18 protein-coding genes are annotated in these 17,826 nt (G+C 61.5%); 5 read left to right on the forward strand and 13 right to left on the reverse strand.

The window, feature by feature from the left end:
- Positions 1-134: 134 nt before the first annotated feature.
- The 7 genes from HX790_RS06465 to ctlX all read right to left on the reverse strand — a co-directional run bounded on the left by HX790_RS06465 (position 135) and on the right by ctlX (position 6,027).
- Positions 135-632, reverse strand: coding sequence for an Lrp/AsnC family transcriptional regulator (locus HX790_RS06465; RefSeq protein ID WP_003192319.1), 498 nt, complete (start codon positions 630-632; stop codon positions 135-137).
- A gap of 4 nt (positions 633-636) precedes the next feature.
- Positions 637-1,467 carry an ABC transporter ATP-binding protein gene (locus HX790_RS06470; RefSeq protein WP_178111031.1) on the reverse strand — a complete coding sequence of 277 codons (831 nt, stop codon included), beginning with the start codon at positions 1,465-1,467 and terminating at the stop codon, positions 637-639.
- A 3-nt stretch (positions 1,468-1,470) separates the two neighbouring features.
- Complete coding sequence (locus HX790_RS06475) at positions 1,471-2,184, reverse strand: ABC transporter permease (RefSeq protein WP_056861353.1); 714 nt, start codon at positions 2,182-2,184, stop codon at positions 1,471-1,473.
- On the reverse strand, positions 2,181-2,882 hold the full coding sequence (locus tag HX790_RS06480) for an ABC transporter permease (protein ID WP_017136263.1): 702 nt from the start codon (positions 2,880-2,882) through the stop codon (positions 2,181-2,183). The genes HX790_RS06475 and HX790_RS06480 overlap by 4 nt, the downstream gene beginning before the upstream one ends.
- Positions 2,883-3,036: 154 nt before the next feature.
- The gene (locus HX790_RS06485; protein ID WP_176991370.1) at positions 3,037-3,816 is read right to left on the reverse strand and encodes an ABC transporter substrate-binding protein; all 780 of its coding nucleotides are present in this window, start codon (positions 3,814-3,816) and stop codon (positions 3,037-3,039) included.
- Between the two features lie 226 nt (positions 3,817-4,042).
- Complete coding sequence (locus HX790_RS06490; RefSeq protein ID WP_176991371.1) at positions 4,043-5,089, reverse strand: ornithine cyclodeaminase; 1,047 nt, start codon at positions 5,087-5,089, stop codon at positions 4,043-4,045.
- A gap of 11 nt (positions 5,090-5,100) precedes the next feature.
- The gene (ctlX, locus tag HX790_RS06495; RefSeq protein ID WP_099549987.1) at positions 5,101-6,027 is read right to left on the reverse strand and encodes a citrulline utilization hydrolase CtlX; all 927 of its coding nucleotides are present in this window, start codon (positions 6,025-6,027) and stop codon (positions 5,101-5,103) included.
- Positions 6,028-6,311: 284 nt separating this feature from the next.
- Between ctlX and HX790_RS06500 the strand changes: the two genes are divergently transcribed.
- A complete protein-coding gene (locus HX790_RS06500; protein ID WP_176991372.1) occupies positions 6,312-7,205 on the forward strand; it encodes a GNAT family acetyltransferase in 894 nt (297 codons plus the stop codon).
- A gap of 66 nt (positions 7,206-7,271) precedes the next feature.
- Here the strand turns inward: HX790_RS06500 and HX790_RS06505 are convergent, their stop codons facing one another.
- The 5 genes from HX790_RS06505 to HX790_RS06525 form a co-directional block, all read right to left on the reverse strand.
- Positions 7,272-8,291 (reverse strand): branched-chain amino acid aminotransferase, encoded by a 1,020-nt coding sequence (locus HX790_RS06505; protein WP_017136260.1) that lies wholly within the window; start codon positions 8,289-8,291, stop codon positions 7,272-7,274.
- A gap of 224 nt (positions 8,292-8,515) precedes the next feature.
- Positions 8,516-9,895 carry a dihydrolipoyl dehydrogenase gene (gene lpdA / locus HX790_RS06510; RefSeq protein WP_017136259.1) on the reverse strand — a complete coding sequence of 460 codons (1,380 nt, stop codon included), beginning with the start codon at positions 9,893-9,895 and terminating at the stop codon, positions 8,516-8,518.
- Positions 9,896-9,898: 3 nt separating this feature from the next.
- Positions 9,899-11,164 carry a dihydrolipoamide acetyltransferase family protein gene (locus HX790_RS06515; protein WP_017136258.1) on the reverse strand — a complete coding sequence of 422 codons (1,266 nt, stop codon included), beginning with the start codon at positions 11,162-11,164 and terminating at the stop codon, positions 9,899-9,901.
- Entirely contained in the window at positions 11,165-12,223 is a 1,059-nt protein-coding gene (locus HX790_RS06520) for an alpha-ketoacid dehydrogenase subunit beta (RefSeq protein ID WP_138450567.1), read from the reverse strand.
- Between the two features lies 1 nt (position 12,224).
- Positions 12,225-13,460: a 3-methyl-2-oxobutanoate dehydrogenase (2-methylpropanoyl-transferring) subunit alpha gene (locus HX790_RS06525; RefSeq protein WP_017136256.1), complete on the reverse strand. Its 1,236-nt coding sequence runs from the start codon at positions 13,458-13,460 to the stop codon at positions 12,225-12,227.
- A gap of 195 nt (positions 13,461-13,655) precedes the next feature.
- On the opposite strand from HX790_RS06525, the gene bkdR reads away from it, so the two are divergent.
- Positions 13,656-14,144, forward strand: coding sequence for a Bkd operon transcriptional regulator BkdR (gene bkdR, locus HX790_RS06530; RefSeq protein WP_017136255.1), 489 nt, complete (start codon positions 13,656-13,658; stop codon positions 14,142-14,144).
- A gap of 121 nt (positions 14,145-14,265) precedes the next feature.
- Here the strand turns inward: bkdR and HX790_RS06535 are convergent, their stop codons facing one another.
- Positions 14,266-15,129 carry an MBL fold metallo-hydrolase gene (locus HX790_RS06535; protein ID WP_017136254.1) on the reverse strand — a complete coding sequence of 288 codons (864 nt, stop codon included), beginning with the start codon at positions 15,127-15,129 and terminating at the stop codon, positions 14,266-14,268.
- Positions 15,130-15,223: 94 nt separating this feature from the next.
- On the opposite strand from HX790_RS06535, the gene HX790_RS06540 reads away from it, so the two are divergent.
- From HX790_RS06540 to HX790_RS06550, 3 genes are read left to right on the forward strand one after another with little or no spacing between them, the layout of a single operon-like run.
- Complete coding sequence (locus HX790_RS06540) at positions 15,224-15,559, forward strand: helix-turn-helix transcriptional regulator (protein ID WP_017136253.1); 336 nt, start codon at positions 15,224-15,226, stop codon at positions 15,557-15,559.
- Between the two features lie 51 nt (positions 15,560-15,610).
- Entirely contained in the window at positions 15,611-16,855 is a 1,245-nt protein-coding gene (locus HX790_RS06545) for an FAD/NAD(P)-binding oxidoreductase (protein ID WP_169988135.1), read from the forward strand.
- Positions 16,856-17,662: a sulfite exporter TauE/SafE family protein gene (locus HX790_RS06550; protein ID WP_017136251.1), complete on the forward strand. Its 807-nt coding sequence runs from the start codon at positions 16,856-16,858 to the stop codon at positions 17,660-17,662.
- Positions 17,663-17,826 lie beyond the last annotated feature (164 nt).

The raw sequence follows: 17,826 nt of genomic DNA on the forward strand, positions 1-17,826 counted from the left end.
GCTGGCTCGATGATCGTTCCCACGCTCTGCGTGGGAATGCCGCCCTGGACGCTCCGCGTCTGCTTTGAGGTCGTGACGCGGAGCGTCACTGGATGCATTCCCACGCGGAGCGTGGGAACGATCTAGCGTGGGTTTCAGGCCAGTTCGGTCGCGGTGTTTTTGACCACCGCCAACTCCGGGTGCGCCACTAACTTATCGATGTGCAGCTCATCGTTGTTCAACCAGGTCTCCGTCAGCACCCGGTAATGCTCCATATCCCGGCAGCGCATGCGCAAGCTGTAGTCGAACGGCCCGCTGATCAGTTGGCACTCGAACACCTGCGGGCAGGCTTTGACGCAGGCCTCAAAGGCCTTCTGCGCCGAGCGCCCGCTCTGATTGGACAAGGCCACCAGCACCAGCAGCGACAGCCCTGGCGAGACCATCTGCACATCGATGATCGCCCCATAACCACGGATCACCCCGCGTCGCTCCAGCTTGCGCACCCGTTCCAGGCACGGCCTGGGTGTCAGGTGTACAAGCGAGGAAAGCTTTTCGTAGGTGATACGCCCCTGGTGGCGCAACACGTCGATGATCGCCTCATCGATGCGGTCCAGCGTGGGCGAAGAGTGGGGTCCGTTGGCCTTGGTATCCATGAGTTCACTTCAAACGGTTGGAAAGAAATTGCTGCAAGCGTTCGCTGTTGGGATGGTCGAGGATCTCGGCGCCGCCTTGTTCCTCGACTCGGCCCTGGTGCAAAAACAGCACTTGGCTGGACACCTGGCGGGCAAAGCCCATTTCGTGGGTGACCATCAGCATGGTACGACCTTCCTCGGCCAACGTCTGTATGACTTTGAGGACTTCTCCTACAAGTTCCGGGTCCAGCGCTGAGGTCGGTTCATCGAACAGAATAATTTCCGGCTCCATCGCCAATGCCCTTGCGATGGCCACGCGTTGTTGCTGGCCGCCGGACAGAAACGCCGGGTATTGATCGGCCACGCGGCCGGGCAGGCCGACCTTGTCCAGGTACAGGCGTGCGCGTTTTTCCGCCTCTGCCGCGCTCACGTCCAACACCCGGCGCGGGGCCATGGTGATGTTTTCCAGCACGGTCATGTGGCTCCACAGGTTGAAGTGCTGGAACACCATGGCCAGGCGTGTGCGCAGGTTTTGCAGTTGTTCCTGGTGCGGCGCGCGGGTGCCGGCGCGGCCCTGGCGCATTTCGATGCTGATGCCATCGAGGGTGATGACCCCGGCGTCCGGCTGTTCGAGAAAGTTGATGCAGCGCAGCATCGTGCTTTTGCCCGAACCGCTGGCGCCGATCAGGCTGATGACGTCGCCGTTGCGTGCATTGAGGGACACGCCCTTGAGCACTTCGTGGTCGCCGTAACGTTTGTGGATGCCTTCGACTTGAAGCTTGATCGCAGCGGTTGCCGGTTTGGCAACGGGGGCGTCAACAGGGTAAGCGGCCAGGGCCTGCGCGGACTGATTCATGGGTTAGCCTCGGGTAGGAACAAGAAAACGCATCCAGCGACGTTCGGCCAGTCGGAACAGGCCCACCAGTGCAAAGGACAGCAGCATGTAGAGCAGGGCGGCGATGCCGAAAGCCTGGAACGTCAGGAACGTCTCGGCGTTGGCGTCGCGGGCGACCTTGAGGATATCGGCGACGGTGGCGGTAAAGGCCAGCGAGGTAGCGTGCAACATCAGGATCATTTCATTGCTGTAGGCCGGCAGCGCACGGCGCAGCGCGGCGGGCACCACCACAAACAGGTTGAGGCGCCAGCCGTGCAGGCCATAGGCACGCGCGGCTTCGATTTCTCCGTGGGGAATGTTGCGGATCGCCCCGGCGAAGATTTCCACGGTGTAGGCGCAGGTGTTGAGCACAAACGCCAGCAACGTGCAGTTGAGCGCATTACGGAAAAACTGATTAAGTAGCGCGTTGTCCTGCACCACTTCCAGGCTGTAAAGCCCGGTGTAGCAAATCAGCAATTGGATATACAGCGGCGTGCCACGAAACAGATAGGTGTAGACCTCCACCGGCCAGCGCAGCCAGACGTGCTGCGAGACGCGCGCCAGCGCCAGCGGGATCGACAGCACAAAACCTGCGACCACCGAGATGATAAACAGCCACAAGGTCATGGCGACTCCGGACAACCCTGTGCCATCGCTGAACAGGTAGGCCAGGCCGTATTGCTGGAACAGTTCGATCATCGCGCCATCCCCTTGATGCCGAGGTTGTAGCGCCGTTCGAGGCGCTTGAAGATGCGGTTGGAGAGGGTGGTGATCACCAGGTACACCAGGCCCGCGAGGATCAGGAAGTACAGTGGCTCATTGGTGGTCTTGCCCGCGTTTTGCGCAGCCTTGACCAGGTCCGACAGGCCGATGATCGACACCAGCGCCGTGGACTTGAGCAGCACCAGCCAGTTGTTGCCCAGGCCCGGCAGGGCAAAGCGCATCAGTTGCGGGAACAGCACCAGGTGAAAACGCTGCCAGCGGCTCAGGCCGTAGGCGGTGGCGGCTTCCAGTTGCCCGGCCGGCACACTGAGAATGGCGCCGCGAAAGTTTTCGGTGAAATACGCGCCGTAGATAAACCCCAGGGTGATCACCCCGGCGGTAAACGGATCGATTTCAAAGTAATCCCAGCCGAACACTTCGCTCAGGTCGTTGAGCCACAGTTGCAGGCTGTAGAAAATCAGCAGGATCAGCACCAGGTCCGGCACGCTGCGGATCAGCGTGGTGTACAGGGTGGCGGGCACGCGCAGCCATTTGGCGCTCGAAAGCTTGGCGCCGGCGGCGATCAGGCCCAGGGCGAGGCTCAGGGTCAGCGCCAGCAACGCCAGCTTGAGCGTCATCCAGGCACCCTGGGCCAGCATCGGGCCGTAGCCTTGCAGGTTGAGGAGTTCGTTCATTGAGGAGATCTCGATCAAGCACAGAGATTAACGGTGGGAGCTGGCTTGTGTGGGAGCTGGCTTGCCTGCGATGGCGGTCGCCGCCTCCAACATCTACAGTGGCTGACCCACCGCTATCGCAGGCAAGCCAGCTCCCACAGGGGCCGGCGTAGGCCTATTCGTTGTAGATATCCTGATCGCCGAAGTACTTCTTCTGGATCTGTGCGTAGGTGCCATCGGCCTGCACGGCGGCGATGCCCTTATTGATCAGCGCACGCAGTTCGGCGTCGTTCTTGCGCAAGCCCATGGCGATATCCAGCGGCAAGGTCGGGTCTTTGAAGGCCGGGCCGGTCTTGTAGTCGGCGCCTTCAGGCTTGGACAGGAAGTTGAGCTGGGCTTCGAGCTTGTCGGTCAGGGTGGCGTCGAGGCGGCCGTTTTGCAGGTCGGCGTAGTTCTGCTCCTGGGACTGGTACGCCTTGATCTGCGCGCCGAGCCTGGCCAGGTGCGCACGTGCATAGGCTTCCTGCAGTGAACCTTGCAGCACGCCCACCTGCTTGCCTTTGAGCGACTCCGGCGTGTCGCCGAACTCGGCGTTTTTACGGGTGATCACCGAGGTGGGGCTGAGGAACAGGCGGTCGCTGAAGTCGATGACTTTTTCGCGAGCCGGTGTGACCGCCATGGACGACATGATCGCGTCGAACTTGCGCGCGCGCAGGGCCGGGATCATGCCGTCGAATTCGTTGTGCACCCAGGTGCATTTGACTTCGAGCTTGGCGCAGATGGCGTTGCCCAACTCGATATCAAAACCTTGCAGGCTGCCGTCGGCGGCGACGGACTCAAAGGGCGGGTATTCGGGGAACACGCCGAAGCGGATTTCTTTCCAGTCCTGGGCGTGGGCGGTGCTGGCGCACAGTGGCAACAGCAACGCGGCGAAGAGTGATCGCAATGGAGTCATGTGACAGTCCCTATATTTTGTAATTGATGTAAGGGCGGTGAATAGCTGGGAGCAGAGAATGCTTCATGGTGGTGCGTTTTTTGTGTCGTTTACCCCGTGCATAAAGCGCAAATTGCGCTGTTAAAAAGCGCAATGCAGCGGAATCGGCTGCGGCACGCGCAAAATCGGCTTTTAACTGATGTAAATCCGGCCTGCCTTGGGCGCAAAGCGGCAGGCCAGAGCGGTTTCAGGCGCGCTTTTTGTGCTGTACGCGTGGCTGTTGGGCCAGGCGTGCAAACAGGTCTTTCGGGTCGGCGAGGTCCGGCACCAGCTCAAGTGTGCTGCCCACATCCAGCGCCTTGGCCACGTCCAGCACGTAACGCAGGGCCGAGTAGTCTTCGATGGCAAAACCCACCGAGTCGAACAGCGTGACTTGGCGCGCGTTCTCGCGGCCGGGCTGCTGGCCATTGATCACTTGCCACAGCTCGGTCACCGGCGAATCGTGCGGCATGTGCTGGATTTCACCTTCGATGCGGCTTTGCGGTTCGTACTCGACGATCACCCGGGCGCGCTCGACGATGCGGCGGTCCAGCTCGGTTTTGCCGGGGCAGTCGCCGCCCACGGCATTCAGGTGCATGCCCGGTTCGATCATGTCGTCGGTGAGGATGGTGGCGTAAGCCTTGTCCGCCGTGACGGTGGTGACGATGTCCGCGCCTTTGACCGCTTCGGCCACGCTGGCGGCCAGGATCACCTTGATCGCCGGGAACGCCTTGAGGTTGGCCGCCAGCTTGGCAGTGGCCTTGGCGTCGATATCGAACAGGCGGATTTCGGTGATACCGAGCATGGCGTGGAAGGCCAGGGCCTGGAACTCGCTTTGCGAGCCGTTGCCAATCAACGCCATGCTGCGGCTGTTGTCGCGCGCCAGGTAGCGGGCTACCAGGGCAGAGGTGGCCGCGGTGCGGATCGCGGTGGTCAGGGTCATTTCGGCCAGCAGCACCGGCTTGCCGGTGTCGACATCGCCCAGGGCGCCAAAGGCCATCACTGTGAGCATGCCGGCCAGGGTGTTCTTCGGGTGGCCGTTCACGTACTTGAAGGCGTACAGCGAGGCGTCGGACACCGGCATCAGCTCGATCACGCCGTCCGGCGAATGGTTGGCCAGGCGCGCGCACTTTTCGAAGTCCTGCCAGCGCAGGTAGTCGGCGCGGATGTATTCGGCCATTTCGCTGATGCAGGTTTGCAGGCCTTTTTGTGAAACCAGGTAGCTGAGGTCGTTGACGTCGATATAACGGGTCATGGCAAGACTCCTTATTGAAATGAGGCGCGGGCGGGCAGGTGCACTTCCGCCAGCATGCAGCGGGCACTGCCGCCGCCGATGCGTTCGATGTTGTCGATGTTCACCACCACCGGGCGGGTGTGGCGTTCTACATGCGTGCGCTGGGCCGGGTGCAGGGCGCTCCAGGCGCTGGCCGACATCACCAGCAGCGGCTGGCCGTCACGGTCGTGGACTTCAAGCATGTTGCCGGCGAAGGCTTCGAGCTGGTCGAAGTCGAGGGCAAGGATGTCTTTGCCGGTGTCGCGCAGCGAGCGCTCCAGGGCCTGGCGTTCGCTGGCATCGGGCAGGGCTTGCAGGCACACCACCGAGAGGTCGCGGCCGACACTCATCATCACGTTGCTGTGGTAGATCGGCGCGTGGTGGCGGTCGACGGCGTGGAAGACGCAGAGTTGGTAGTCGAGGCGTTCGGCGAACTGGCGCAAGGCGTCTTGGTGGGTACGCCCGGAGTGGCAGGCATAGCTGATACGGTGCTGGCGGTCGAGCACCATGCTGCCGGTGCCTTCGAGGAAGATGTTCTGTTGTTCGAGGGGGCTGAGGTCGATGGTGCTACGGATCGCAAAACGCTGCTCCAGCACTTGCAGCACACCTTTGTTGCGCTCCAGTCGTCGGTTCTGGCCTTCCATCGGGTACAGCACCAGGCTGCCATCGGCGTGGCTGCTCCACCAGTTGTTGGGGAAGATCGAGTCGGGCGTGTGGGGCGCCGGGGTGTCTTGCACCACCAGCACCTCTACGCCATGTTGGCGCAGGGTATCGACATAGCCGTCGAACTCCTGCAGCGCTTTTTGCTGCGCGCTCAGCGGGTCAAGTGGCTGGCGTTGGAAGTGGTTGTTGATCGCGGTATCCGGGTTGAAGGCAAAGCGCGCCGGGCGAATCATCAAGACAGTGTTGGTGGTTTGCATGGGGGCACGAATCCATGGGGTGAGCAGTGGGGCTATTTTGTGCGCTGTGGCGGGTGAATCCCGGCTGATATAGCGGGGCGGCTCAGCCGGGAAAGCTGAAAAGTGGGGTAGGGCAGCCGAATCGGCTGGCGAGTTGAAATGCAATCAAACTGTTGGAGCTGGCTTGCCTGCGATGGCGGTCTGTCTGCGCCAGATGCGCTGACTGACAGACCGCTATCGCAGGCAAGCCAGCTCCCACATTAGTATGGTGGCGGTCGCGAAACCCGAGCCAGGAAGGAGAATGCATGTCTACCGCTGTTCGTCTTGCCCAACCCACCGATGCCGAGGGCATCAGCCAGGTCATCCTGGCAGCCTTGCACAGCAGCAATGCGCGGGACTACCCGGCAGATGTGATTGCTCGGGTTGCCAGCAACTTCACACCCGACGCCGTACTGGCCTTGCTCCAGCGCCGGGTGGTGCTGGTGGCGACCCAGGATCAGATGATCGTCGCCACCGCCGCCCTTGATGGCAATGTGGTGCGCTCGGTATTCGTCAACCCGGCATTGCAAGGGCAGGGCATTGGCCGGCTGCTGATGATCGAGATTGAGCTGCGGGCCGTTGAAGCCGGGGTGACGGTCCTGAGCGTGCCGTCATCGCTGACGGCCGAGCCGTTTTATACCAAGCTGGGCTTTCACACGGTACGCGACGTTTACCATGGCAATGAGCGCACGCTCGTGATGGAGAAGGCCTTGTTATCGCGCCATCCCATCGGGCCATATCGCGATCGTCCGCACCGATCCCAGGTGGTGGCGCTGTGGCAGCAGGCGTTTGGCTATGACACCGCGCACAACCTGCCAAGCCTGGCAATCGACAAAAAACTCGCGGTAAACGATGGGTTGTTCTTTGTGGCGACGGATAAAAAGGCCGTGATCGGCACTATTCTGGCCGGCTATGACGGGCATCGCGGCTGGTTGTATTCGGTGGCGGTGCACCGCGATTATCGTCGGCAGGGCCTGGGTGCTTCGCTGGTGCGCTATGCCGAGCAGGCGTTGACTGCGTTGGGTTGCGTGAAAATCAACCTGCAGATTACGGGCGGCAATGACGCGGTGGTGGGGTTCTACGAGGCGTTGGGGTATGGGGTGGAGCCGAGGATCAGCATGGGCAAGAAGATTGCGGTGAATATTCCCAAGGACTTGTGAGCACACCGAAATCAAATGTGGGAGCTGGCAAGCCCACTCCCACATTGGGTTTTGCGTTTTTTGGGGTTAGACCTTGACGATCCAACCCTCTGGCGCTTCAACGTCGCCGGTCTGCACGCCGGTCAGTTCTTTGTAGAGCGCCTGGGTGATCGGGCCCACTTCGGTTTCGCTGTGGAACACGTGCAGCTTGCCGTCGTACTGGATGCCGCCGATTGGCGAGATCACGGCAGCGGTGCCGCAGGCGCCGGCTTCCTTGAACTGGTCCAGTTTGTCGATGAACACGTCGCCCTCGACCACTTTCAGGCCCAGGCGGGTCTCGGCCAGTTCGATCAGCGACAGGCGGGTGATGCCTGGCAGCACCGAAGGCGACTTCGGCGTGATGAACTGGTTGTCGCGGGTGATACCAAAGAAGTTGGCCGAACCGACTTCCTCGATTTTCGAGTGGGTCATCGGGTCCAGGTAGATCGCGTCGGCGAAACCGGATTTCCTTGCTTCAGCGCCCGGCATCAGGCTGGCGGCATAGTTGCCACCGACCTTGGCGGCGCCGGTGCCCTGTGGCGCGGCGCGGTCGAACGTGGAGATCTGGAAATTGTGTGGCACCAGGCCGCCCTTGAAGTAGGCGCCGACCGGGATGGCGAATACCGAGAAGATAAACTCCGGTGCGCTACGCACGCCGATGTTTTCACCGGTGCCGATCACGAACGGGCGCAGGTACAGCGCGCCGCCACTGCCGTACGGCGGGATGAACCGCTCGTTGGCCTTGACCACTTGTTTGCAGGCTTCGATGAAGTCTTCGGTGGTCACATGCGGCATCAGCAAGCGTGCGCAGCTGCGTTGCATGCGGGCGGCGTTCTGGTCCGGACGGAACAGGTTGATCGAGCCGTCCTTGCAGCGGTAGGCCTTGAGGCCTTCAAAGCACTGCTGGCCATAGTGCAGGGCGGTGGAACCCTCGCTGATGTGCAGCACGTTATCGTCGGTCAGGGTGCCCGCTTGCCACTCGCCGTTTTTCCAGGTTTGGAGAAACCGTTTGTCGGTCTTGATGTAGTCAAAACCCAGCTTGTCCCAATTGATGCTTTCGTTACCCATGACACCCTCTATCTCTGGTCAACCGCCTGGTCGAAGGCAGGCTTGTCGGTTTTTTACTGGATGGGCGCAACAATACTTCATTCTTGGCCGGTGTGGGAGCAGGTGGGCGGACCATTGAGCGTGTGTATTGGCTGATACACCGCTATCGCAGGCAAGCCAGCTCCCACATTTGGAATACATTGCCCTGTGGGAGCTGGCTTGCCTGCGATGGCCTCACCCCGGTTTTACAGGTGCAACGCGTGGCCCAATGCTCTTAAAGCCGCTTCCTGAACCGCTTCGCCGAGGGTCGGATGCGCATGGATCGTGCCCGCCACATCTTCCAGGCGCGAACCCATCTCCAGGCACAGGCCAAAGGCCGTAGACAGCTCGGACACACCAACCCCCACCGCCTGCCAGCCGACAATCAGGTGGTTGTCACGCCGCGCGACCACGCGCACAAAGCCGGTTTTAGACTCCAGGGTCATCGCCCGGCCATTGGCCGCGAACGGGAAGCTCGACACAATGCAGTCGAGGCCAGCCGCCTTGGCTTCGTCCGGGGTCTTGCCGACCACCACCAGTTCCGGGTCGGTGAAGCACACCGCCGGGATGGCGGCCGGGTTGAATTCGCGGTGTTTGCCGCTGATCAGTTCGGCGACCATCTCGCCCTGGGCCATGGCCCGGTGCGCCAGCATCGGCTCACCGCTCAGGTCGCCGATGGCGTACACATTGCGCATGCTGGTCTGGCAACGGTTGTCGATCTTGATCGCCGCGCCGTTCATCGCCAGGTTCAGCGCTTCGAGGTTCCAGCCCTGGGTGTTGGGTTTGCGGCCCACGGCCACCAGCACCTGATCGGTTTGCAGCGACAGCGTGTCGCCGTTCGGGTCACGTACCTGCAGGCTGTTGTTTTCGAAACCGGTGACGCTGTGGCTGAGGTACAGCTTGACCCCCAACTGCTTGAGCGATTCGGCCACCGGCAGCGTCAGTTCGCCATCGTAGGCCGGCAGGATACGCTCCTGTGCCTCGACCACACTGACCTCGGCGCCGAGCTTGCGATAGGCAATGCCCAGCTCCAGGCCGATATAGCCGCCGCCCACCACAATCAGGCGCTTGGGCACGCGGGTCGGCGCCAGTGCTTCGGTTGACGAGATGATCGGCCCGCCAATCGGCAGCATCGGCAGGTTGACGCTTTTCGAGCCGGTGGCCAGCAGCAGGTGCTCGCACTGAATGCGCTGGTCGCCGACGTCGACGGTCTTGCCGTCCACCACCTTGGCCCAGCCGTGGATCACCTGCACTTTATGCTTCTTGAGCAAGGCGGCCACGCCGGTGGTCAGGCGATCAACAATGCCGTCTTTCCATTCCACGCTCTTGCGGATGTCCAGGGTCGGCACATCCACTTCAATGCCCAGTTGCGACCCTTGGCTGTGGTGCACGGTTTGCTGGAACTGCTCGGCCACGTGGATCAAGGCTTTGGAGGGAATGCAGCCGATGTTCAGGCAGGTGCCGCCGAGCGCCTGGCCCTCGACCAGAATGGTCGGGATGCCCAGTTGGCCGGCACGGATCGCCGCCACATAACCGCCAGGGCCGCCGCCGATAATCAGCAGCGTGGTGTTCAATGTCTGAGGCATGCCTTACTCCAAAAACAGGCTGGCGGGTTGTTCGAGCAGGCCACGAATGGCCTGGATGAATTGCGCCGCGTCCATGCCGTCGACCACACGGTGATCGAAGGAGCTGGAGAGGTTCATCATCTTGCGCACCACGATCTGGCCTTTGATTACCATCGGCCGTTCAACGATGCGGTTGACGCCGACAATGGCGACTTCCGGCAGGTTCAGCACCGGCGTGCTGACAATGCCGCCCAACGCGCCGAGGCTGGTCAGGGTGATGGTCGAGCCCGACAGTTCATCGCGACTGGCCTTGCCATTGCGCGCGGCGCTGGCCAAACGTGCGATTTCCTCGGCGTTGCCCCACAGGCTGCGGGCTTCGGCGTGACGTACCACCGGCACCATCAGGCCCACATCGCTTTGGGTGGCGACGCCCACATGCACCGCGCCCAGGCGGGTGATGACTTGGGCTTCGTCGTCGTAGCGTGCGTTGATCTGCGGGAAGTCACGCAACGCCACGACCATGGCGCGCACGATAAACGGCAGCAAGGTCAATTTGCCGCGCGTGGCGCCGTGCTTCTCATTAAGGTGCACGCGCAGCTCGTCCAGCGCCGTGACGTCGATTTCTTCCACGTAGCTGAAATGCGCGGCGCGGCGGGTGGCGTCTTGCATGCGCTGGGCGATCTTGCGGCGCATGCCGATCACCGGGATCTGTTCTTCGCTATTGCGTTCGGCGTAAGGGTTGGCGGTTGCCGAAGCCTGGGTTGCACCTTGTTGCAGGTAAGCGTCCAGATCTTCGTGCAGCACCCGACCTGCCGGGCCGCTGCCCTGTACCAGACGCAGCTGAATGCCGGCATCCAGCGCGTGTTTGCGCACGGCAGGCGAAGCTAACGGGCGTTCGTTCGCGTCACGCGCAACCGGTGCCGCAGCAGGTTTGGCAACTGGCTTTGCTTCAGCCACAGGCGCAGGCGTTGGCTTGGCTTCAACCACTGGCGCTGGCGCAGCTTTCACCGGCTCAGCCACCACCGGCGCATCCTTGGCATTCCCGGCGCCTTCGACTTCAATGCTGATCAAAATACTGCCCACCGCCATGACTTCGCCGGGCTCGCCGCCCAGAGAAATCACTTTGCCGTGCACCGGCGAGGGAATGTCCACCATCGCCTTGTCGGTCATCACATCCGCCAGCACCTGGTCCTCAACCACCAGGTCGCCGACTTTTACATGCCATACCGACAGTTCAACTTCTGCAATGCCTTCGCCAATGTCCGGCATCTTGATAACGTGCGTGCCCATTCAGACCTCCATGACCCGTTTCAACGCCGCGCCCACGCGGGACGGCCCTGGGAAATACGCCCACTCTTGCGCGTGCGGGTAGGGCGTGTCCCAACCGGTGACGCGTTCGATCGGCGCTTCCAGGTGATGGAAGCAATGCTCTTGCACCAGCGACACCAGTTCGGCACCAAAGCCGCAGGTGCGGGTGGCTTCATGCACCACCACGCAACGGCCGGTCTTTTTCACCGAGTTGACGATGGTTTCCAGGTCCAGCGGCCACAGGCTGCGCAGGTCGATGACCTCGGCGTCGATGCCGGTTTCTTCGGCGGCGACTTGCGACACGTATACGGTGGTGCCGTAGGTCAGCACCGTCACCGCCGAGCCCGGACGCACGATGGCGGCCACGTCCAGCGGTACGGTGTAGTAACCGTCCGGCACTTGCGCTTGCGGGTGTTTGGACCAGGGTGTGACCGGGCGATCGTGGTGGCCATCGAACGGGCCGTTGTACAGGCGCTTAGGCTCGAGGAAGATCACCGGGTCGTCGTTTTCGATCGAGGCGATCAACAGACCCTTGGCGTCATACGGGTTGGACGGCATCACCGTGCGCAGGCCGCAGACCTGGGTGAACACCGCTTCAATACTCTGGCTGTGGGTCTGGCCGCCGTAGATGCCGCCGCCGCACGGCATGCGCATGGTCAAGGGTGCGGTGAACTGGCCGGCCGAGCGATAACGCAGGCGGGCGGCTTCGGAGATGATCTGGTCGGTGGCCGGGTACACGTAGTCAGCGAATTGAATCTCGGCGACCGGGCGCAGGCCGTAGGCCCCCATGCCCACGGCAACGCCGACGATGCCGCTTTCGGAGATCGGCGCGTCAAACACCCGCGAGCTGCCGTACTTGTTCTGCAAACCTTCAGTGCAACGGAATACGCCGCCGAAGTAGCCGACGTCCTGGCCGAACACCACCACGTTATCGTCACGCTCAAGCATCACATCCATGGCCGAGCGCAGGGCCTGGATCATGGTCATGGTGGTGGTGGTCATGGCGGTTTCCAATTCGATGCTGTTGTTGTGATCGTTCATGTCAGACCCCCAACTCTTGACGCTGGCGCTTCAAGTGCTCCGGCATCTCTTTATAAACGTCTTCGAACATGGTCGCGGCGCTTGGAATCTGGCCGCCGGCCAGGGTGCCGTACTGTTCGGCTTCTTTCTGCGCCTTGACCACTTCGGCCTCAAGCTCGGCACTGACTGCCGTGTGCTCTTCTTCGGACCACTGGCCAATCTTGATCAGGTGCTGCTTGAGGCGCGCAATCGGGTCGCCGAGCGGGAAGTGGCTCCAGTCATCGGCTGGGCGGTATTTGGACGGATCGTCCGAAGTGGAGTGCGGGCCGGCGCGGTAGGTGACCCACTCGATCAGGGTTGGCCCAAGGTTACGGCGCGCACGCTCGGCGGCCCAGGCAGACGCCGCATACACGGCGATAAAGTCGTTGCCGTCCACACGCAGGGAGGCGATGCCGCAACCCACGCCGCGTCCGGCGAAGGTGGTGGCTTCACCGCCGGCGATAGCCTGGAAGGTGGAGATGGCCCACTGGTTGTTGACCACGTTGAGAATCACCGGCGCGCGGTAAACGTGGGCGAAGGTGAGGGCGGTGTGGAAGTCCGATTCGGCGGTGGCGCCGTCGCCGATCCAGGCCGAGGCAATCTTGGTGTCGCCCTTGATCGCCGAGGCCATGCCCCAGCCCACGCCTTGCACGAATTGGGTGGCGAGGTTGCCGGAAATGGTGAAGAACCCGGCGTCCTTGACCGAGTACATGATCGGCAACTGACGGCCCTTGAGCGGGTCGCGCTCGTTGGACAGCAGTTGGCAGATCAGGTCCACCAGCGGCACTTCGCGGGCCATCAGGATGCTTTGCTGGCGGTAGGTGGGGAAGCACATGTCGTCGATATTCAAGGCCAGGGCCTGGGCGCTGCCGATGGCTTCTTCGCCAAGGCTTTGCATGTAGAACGACATTTTTTTCTGACGCTGGGCGACCACCATGCGGTTGTCGAAGATGCGCGTCTTGAGCATGGCGCGCATGCCTTTACGCATGATCTCGGCGGATACCCCTTCAGCCCACGGGCCAAGAGCCTGGCCCTGGTCGTCAAGCACGCGGATCAGGCCCTTGGCCAGGTCAGCGGTGTCGGCGGGTTCTACGTCGATGGCGGGTTTGCGCACCGTACCTGCGTCAGTCAGGCGCAGGTAGGTAAAGTCGGTCTTGCAGCCTGGGCGGCCCGAGGGTTCGGGAACGTGCAGGCGCAGTGGTGCATACGGCTGGTTCATGGCTTTCTACGCTCGATCTTGTGAATTTCTTGTAGTGGGCGCGCTAGCTGACAGTCAGTCTCCGGATAGGAGAAATCTTGTCCTACAAACATCATAGGCGTGGCGTAGAAGAATATTTATCTGTGTTTCATTGCGCTCAAGACCATTTGCGGATAAAAAAACTGCATAAACATAATAAACAGGTGATTTTGTCTCATGCGCAAACTGGACCGTACCGATATCGGCATTCTCAATGCCCTGCAGGAGAACGCCCGCATTACCAACGCCGACCTGGCCCGTTCGGTCAACCTGTCGCCCACGCCATGCTTTAACCGGGTGAAGGCCATGGAGGAATTGGGGCTTATCCGTGATCAGGTCACGTTGCTGGACGCCGATCTGCTGGGGCTGCACGTGAATGTGTTCATTCATGTGAGCCTGGAAAAGCAGAATGAACTGGCATTGCAGCAGTTCGAAGGCGCGATTTCTGACCGGCCGGAAGTGATGGAGTGTTACCTGATGGCGGGCGACCCGGATTATCTGATCCGGGTGCTGGTGCCGACGATCCAGTCGCTGGAGCGTTTCATGATGGACTTTCTGACCAAGGTGCCGGGCGTGGCCAATATTCGCTCGAGCTTTGCGCTCAAGCAGGTGCGCTACAAGACCGCGCTGCCGTTGCCGGCTAATGGCATCAGCCTGGGTTCCTGACACAACACAGGACAATTGTGGGAGCTGGCTTGCCTGCGATAGCGGTGGGCCAGTTGACACACGGGTTACTGATGCATCGCTATCGCAGGCAAGCCAGCTCCCACAAAGGAATCGGCGCTTTTTATAGTTGGTTAAGCGGAATCTTCAGATACGTCACCCCGTTTGCTTCCGCCGGCGGCATATTCCCCGCCCGCACATTCACCTGAATCGCCGGCAGCAATAGCGTCGGCATTCCCAACCCGGCATCACGCTGGGTGCGCATCTCTACAAACGCCGCCTCATCCACCCCGTCATGCACATGAATATTGCCCGCGCGCTGCTCGGCGACCGTGGTCAGGCACTTGGCCTCGCGGCTTTCAGGCGGGTAGTCATGGCACACGTACAGTTCAGTCTCCAATGGAAAGGCCAGCAGCTTGCGCATCGACGCATACAACTGTCGCGCGTCACCACCAGGGAAGTCGCAACGCGCGGTGCCTACATCCGGCATGAACAGCGTGTCGCCTACCAGAATCAAACGACCGTCGATCAGGTACGCCATGTCGGCCGGGGTGTGGCCAGGCACATGCAGCGCCTGGGCCTTCAAGTTGCCGATATGAAAGATTTCATCCGGCGCAAACAGGTGGTCGAACTGCGAGCCATCGACGCGGAATTCCGGCTCCAGGTTGAACAGGCTCTTGAAGACATCCTGGACCTTACTGATGGATTGGCCGATGGCGATTTTGCCGCCGAGCGTGCGGCGCAGGTAAGGCGCAGCGGACAAGTGATCGGCATGCGCATGGGTTTCCAGCAGCCACTGCACCTGCAAGCCGTGCTCACGCACGAACGCGATGACTTTATCGGCTTGGGCGGTATCCGTGCGCCCGGACGCGGGGTCGTAATTGAGTACCGAATCGGCGATGGCGCAGGGGCCGCCATCGTGTTCATAAATGACGTAGGTGAAGGTCGACGATGCCTCGTCCAGAAAGGCTTGAATCAACGCTGGCATGGCGGCGGTCCCCGGAAGCGAAAAAAGTGGTTACAATCAGTTTACGTTTACACATAATGTTTTGAGCTTAAGTGACATAAAGGACCCGAGGCAAATGGAATCTACTCTGAGTGAGGGCGAAGTCGCCCAGTTGCGCGCATCGGCGTCCAAGGCGTGCTCCTTGCTCAAGGCACTGGCCAATGAGGACCGCCTGTTGATCCTGTGCCAGTTGACCCAGGGCGAGCGCAACGTCGGCGAGCTGGAAACCATGACCGGCGTGCGTCAGCCCACACTGTCACAACAGTTGGGCATTTTGCGTGACGAAGGGTTGGTCGCCACCCGTCGGGAAGGTAAATACATTTTCTACGGGCTGGCCAGCCACGAAGTGATTCAAGTGATGAAGACCTTGTCCGGCTTGTACTGCGGCGCGGTCATAAAAAGCTGGGCGTGACGCCATACGGCAACGACCCTTGTGTGCATTGACGATAAAAGGCAAAAGACCATGACCGAGCAACACTGGGGACCGACCATCAGTGGCGACATCGTAGTCATCGGCGGCGGCTCGGCAGGCATCGGCCTGCTGGCCAGCTTGCTCAAACGCGACCCGCAGCTGAACATCACCCTGATCGAACCTAACGACTATCACTGCTATCAGCCGGCCTGGACGCTGGTCGGTGGCGGCGCCTACGACCTGAAAAAGACCCGACGGCCGTTGGCCGACGTACTGCCCAATGGCGTCGCCTGGGTGCAGGCCGCTGTCGCCGAGTTGCTGCCCGACGAGCAAACCCTGGTGCTCGACAACGGCCAGCGCGTGAGCTGGAACAACCTGATCATGTGCCCCGGCCTGCGCCTGGCCTGGGAAAAAATCGACGGCCTGGAACAGACCCTTGGCCAGAACGGCGTGACCTCCAACTACAGCTACGAGCACGCGGCCTACACCTGGCAGCTTGTGCAGCAGTTGCAAGGCGGCAAGGCGATCTTTACCCAGCCGGCCATGCCGATCAAATGTGCAGGCGCGCCGCAAAAAGCCATGTACCTGTCCTGCGATCACTGGCTCAAGCAGGGTAACCTGAAAAACATCGACGTCGAATTCAACCTGGCCGGCGCCGCGCTGTTTGGCGTGGCGACCTTTGTGCCGCCATTGATGAAGTACGTAGAGAAATACAACGCCCGCCTGGCGTTCAACGCCAACCTGGTCAAGGTCGATGGCCCGGCGCGCAAAGCCTGGTTTGAAGTCAAAGACGCCGAAGGCAAGGCCACCGTCGAAGAAAAATCCTTCGACCTGTTGCACGTGGTCCCGCCGCAAGTGGCCCCGGATTTTATCCGCCAGAGCTCGTTGGCCGACCCCGCCGGTTGGTGCGAGGTGAACCCGCACAGCCTGCAACACCTGCGCTACCCGCATATCTTCGGCCTCGGCGATGTGTGCGGCACCACCAACGCCAAGACCGCAGCCGCCGTGCGCAAGCAGATCGTGGTGGTGGCCGAAAACCTGCTGGCCCTGCGCAAACAGGCGCCGCTGCCGCTCAAGTACGACGGCTATGGTTCCTGCCCGTTGACGGTGGAGAAGGGCAAGGTGGTGCTGGCCGAGTTCGGCTATGGCGGCAAGCTGCTGCCGACCTTCCCGCTGGACCCGACCCAGGCACGTCGCTCGATGTGGTTCCTCAAGGCCACGCTGCTGCCGTGGTTCTACTGGAACGGCATGCTCAAGGGCCGCGAGTGGCTGACCCGCCTGAGCAAGGTGGATTAAATGCTGCTGGCAAGTCTGTTGGGTTTATTGATGGGCCTGGTCATGGGCCTGACCGGCGCGGGCGGTGGCATCCTCGGGGTGCCGGCGTTGGTGCTGGGGCTGGGCTTGACCATGACCCAGGCGGCGCCGGTGTCGTTGCTCGCCGTGGGCGCGGCGGCGGCGGTCGGCGCCATTGACGGGTTGCGCCATGGCCTGGTGCGTTACCGCGCCGCGTTATTGATCGCCTTGCTCGGTGCGCTGTTTTCGCCACTGGGTGTGTTTATTGCGCACCAGTTGCCCGAACACCTGCTGATGGGCCTGTTCAGCGCCTTGATGGTGCTGGTGGCGTGGCGCATGTTGCAACGCGAAAAGGTCGAGGCCGGGCCAAGCGACCATGGCGCCGCGTCCTGGGGCCAGAAAAACTGCATGCTCAACCAGCAGACCGGGCGCCTGGCCTGGACTGCCAAATGCAGTGCCACGTTGGCGGCTTTGGGGGCCGTGACTGGCGCGGTGTCGGGCTTGCTTGGCGTGGGCGGTGGCTTCCTGATCGTGCCGGCGTTCAAGCAACTGACCGATGTGCAGATGCGCGGGATTGTCGCCACCTCTTTGATGGTGATCAGCCTGATTTCGCTGATCGGCGTGGCTGGGTCGATGCAGGCCGGTGTGAGTATTGAGCCGATGGGCTGGGTGTTTATCGGTGCGAGTATTGTCGGCATGTTGGCCGGTCGGCGTTTGTGTTCGGTGATCCCGGCGCGGGCGTTGCAGGTGGGGTTTGCCAGCCTGTGTGTGGTGGTGGCTGCGGGGATGCTGGTCAAGGCTGCGCTTTGATGCTGATGTGCAACACAGTCCGACTGTGGGAGCTGGCTTGTCTGCGATGGCGGTCTTTTGGTGGTGTACATATCCGTTGCTGCGGTAACGGCTGAGTAGGGTTCCGCCCTTACGGCGGCTCACTTTTGGAAAGACCCAAAAGTAAGCAAAAGGTCTTCGCCCCA

Origin of the sequence: Pseudomonas sp. IPO3747 (assembly GCF_013385245.1) — a bacterium.
Lineage (GTDB): Bacteria > Pseudomonadota > Gammaproteobacteria > Pseudomonadales > Pseudomonadaceae > Aquipseudomonas > Aquipseudomonas edaphica.

Coding starts and splice junctions, on each gene's coding strand:
- HX790_RS06465 (WP_003192319.1), bottom strand. CDS start 632: ATGGATACCAAGGCCAACGGACCCCACTCTTCGCCCACGCTGGACCGC.
- HX790_RS06470 (WP_178111031.1), bottom strand. CDS start 1,467: ATGAATCAGTCCGCGCAGGCCCTGGCCGCTTACCCTGTTGACGCCCCC.
- HX790_RS06475 (WP_056861353.1), bottom strand. CDS start 2,184: ATGATCGAACTGTTCCAGCAATACGGCCTGGCCTACCTGTTCAGCGAT.
- HX790_RS06480 (WP_017136263.1), bottom strand. CDS start 2,882: ATGAACGAACTCCTCAACCTGCAAGGCTACGGCCCGATGCTGGCCCAG.
- HX790_RS06485 (WP_176991370.1), bottom strand. CDS start 3,816: ATGACTCCATTGCGATCACTCTTCGCCGCGTTGCTGTTGCCACTGTGC.
- HX790_RS06490 (WP_176991371.1), bottom strand. CDS start 5,089: ATGACCCGTTATATCGACGTCAACGACCTCAGCTACCTGGTTTCACAA.
- ctlX (WP_099549987.1), bottom strand. CDS start 6,027: ATGCAAACCACCAACACTGTCTTGATGATTCGCCCGGCGCGCTTTGCC.
- HX790_RS06500 (WP_176991372.1), top strand. CDS start 6,312: ATGTCTACCGCTGTTCGTCTTGCCCAACCCACCGATGCCGAGGGCATC.
- HX790_RS06505 (WP_017136260.1), bottom strand. CDS start 8,291: ATGGGTAACGAAAGCATCAATTGGGACAAGCTGGGTTTTGACTACATC.
- lpdA (WP_017136259.1), bottom strand. CDS start 9,895: ATGCCTCAGACATTGAACACCACGCTGCTGATTATCGGCGGCGGCCCT.
- HX790_RS06515 (WP_017136258.1), bottom strand. CDS start 11,164: ATGGGCACGCACGTTATCAAGATGCCGGACATTGGCGAAGGCATTGCA.
- HX790_RS06520 (WP_138450567.1), bottom strand. CDS start 12,223: ATGAACGATCACAACAACAGCATCGAATTGGAAACCGCCATGACCACC.
- HX790_RS06525 (WP_017136256.1), bottom strand. CDS start 13,460: ATGAACCAGCCGTATGCACCACTGCGCCTGCACGTTCCCGAACCCTCG.
- bkdR (WP_017136255.1), top strand. CDS start 13,656: ATGCGCAAACTGGACCGTACCGATATCGGCATTCTCAATGCCCTGCAG.
- HX790_RS06535 (WP_017136254.1), bottom strand. CDS start 15,129: ATGCCAGCGTTGATTCAAGCCTTTCTGGACGAGGCATCGTCGACCTTC.
- HX790_RS06540 (WP_017136253.1), top strand. CDS start 15,224: ATGGAATCTACTCTGAGTGAGGGCGAAGTCGCCCAGTTGCGCGCATCG.
- HX790_RS06545 (WP_169988135.1), top strand. CDS start 15,611: ATGACCGAGCAACACTGGGGACCGACCATCAGTGGCGACATCGTAGTC.
- HX790_RS06550 (WP_017136251.1), top strand. CDS start 16,856: ATGCTGCTGGCAAGTCTGTTGGGTTTATTGATGGGCCTGGTCATGGGC.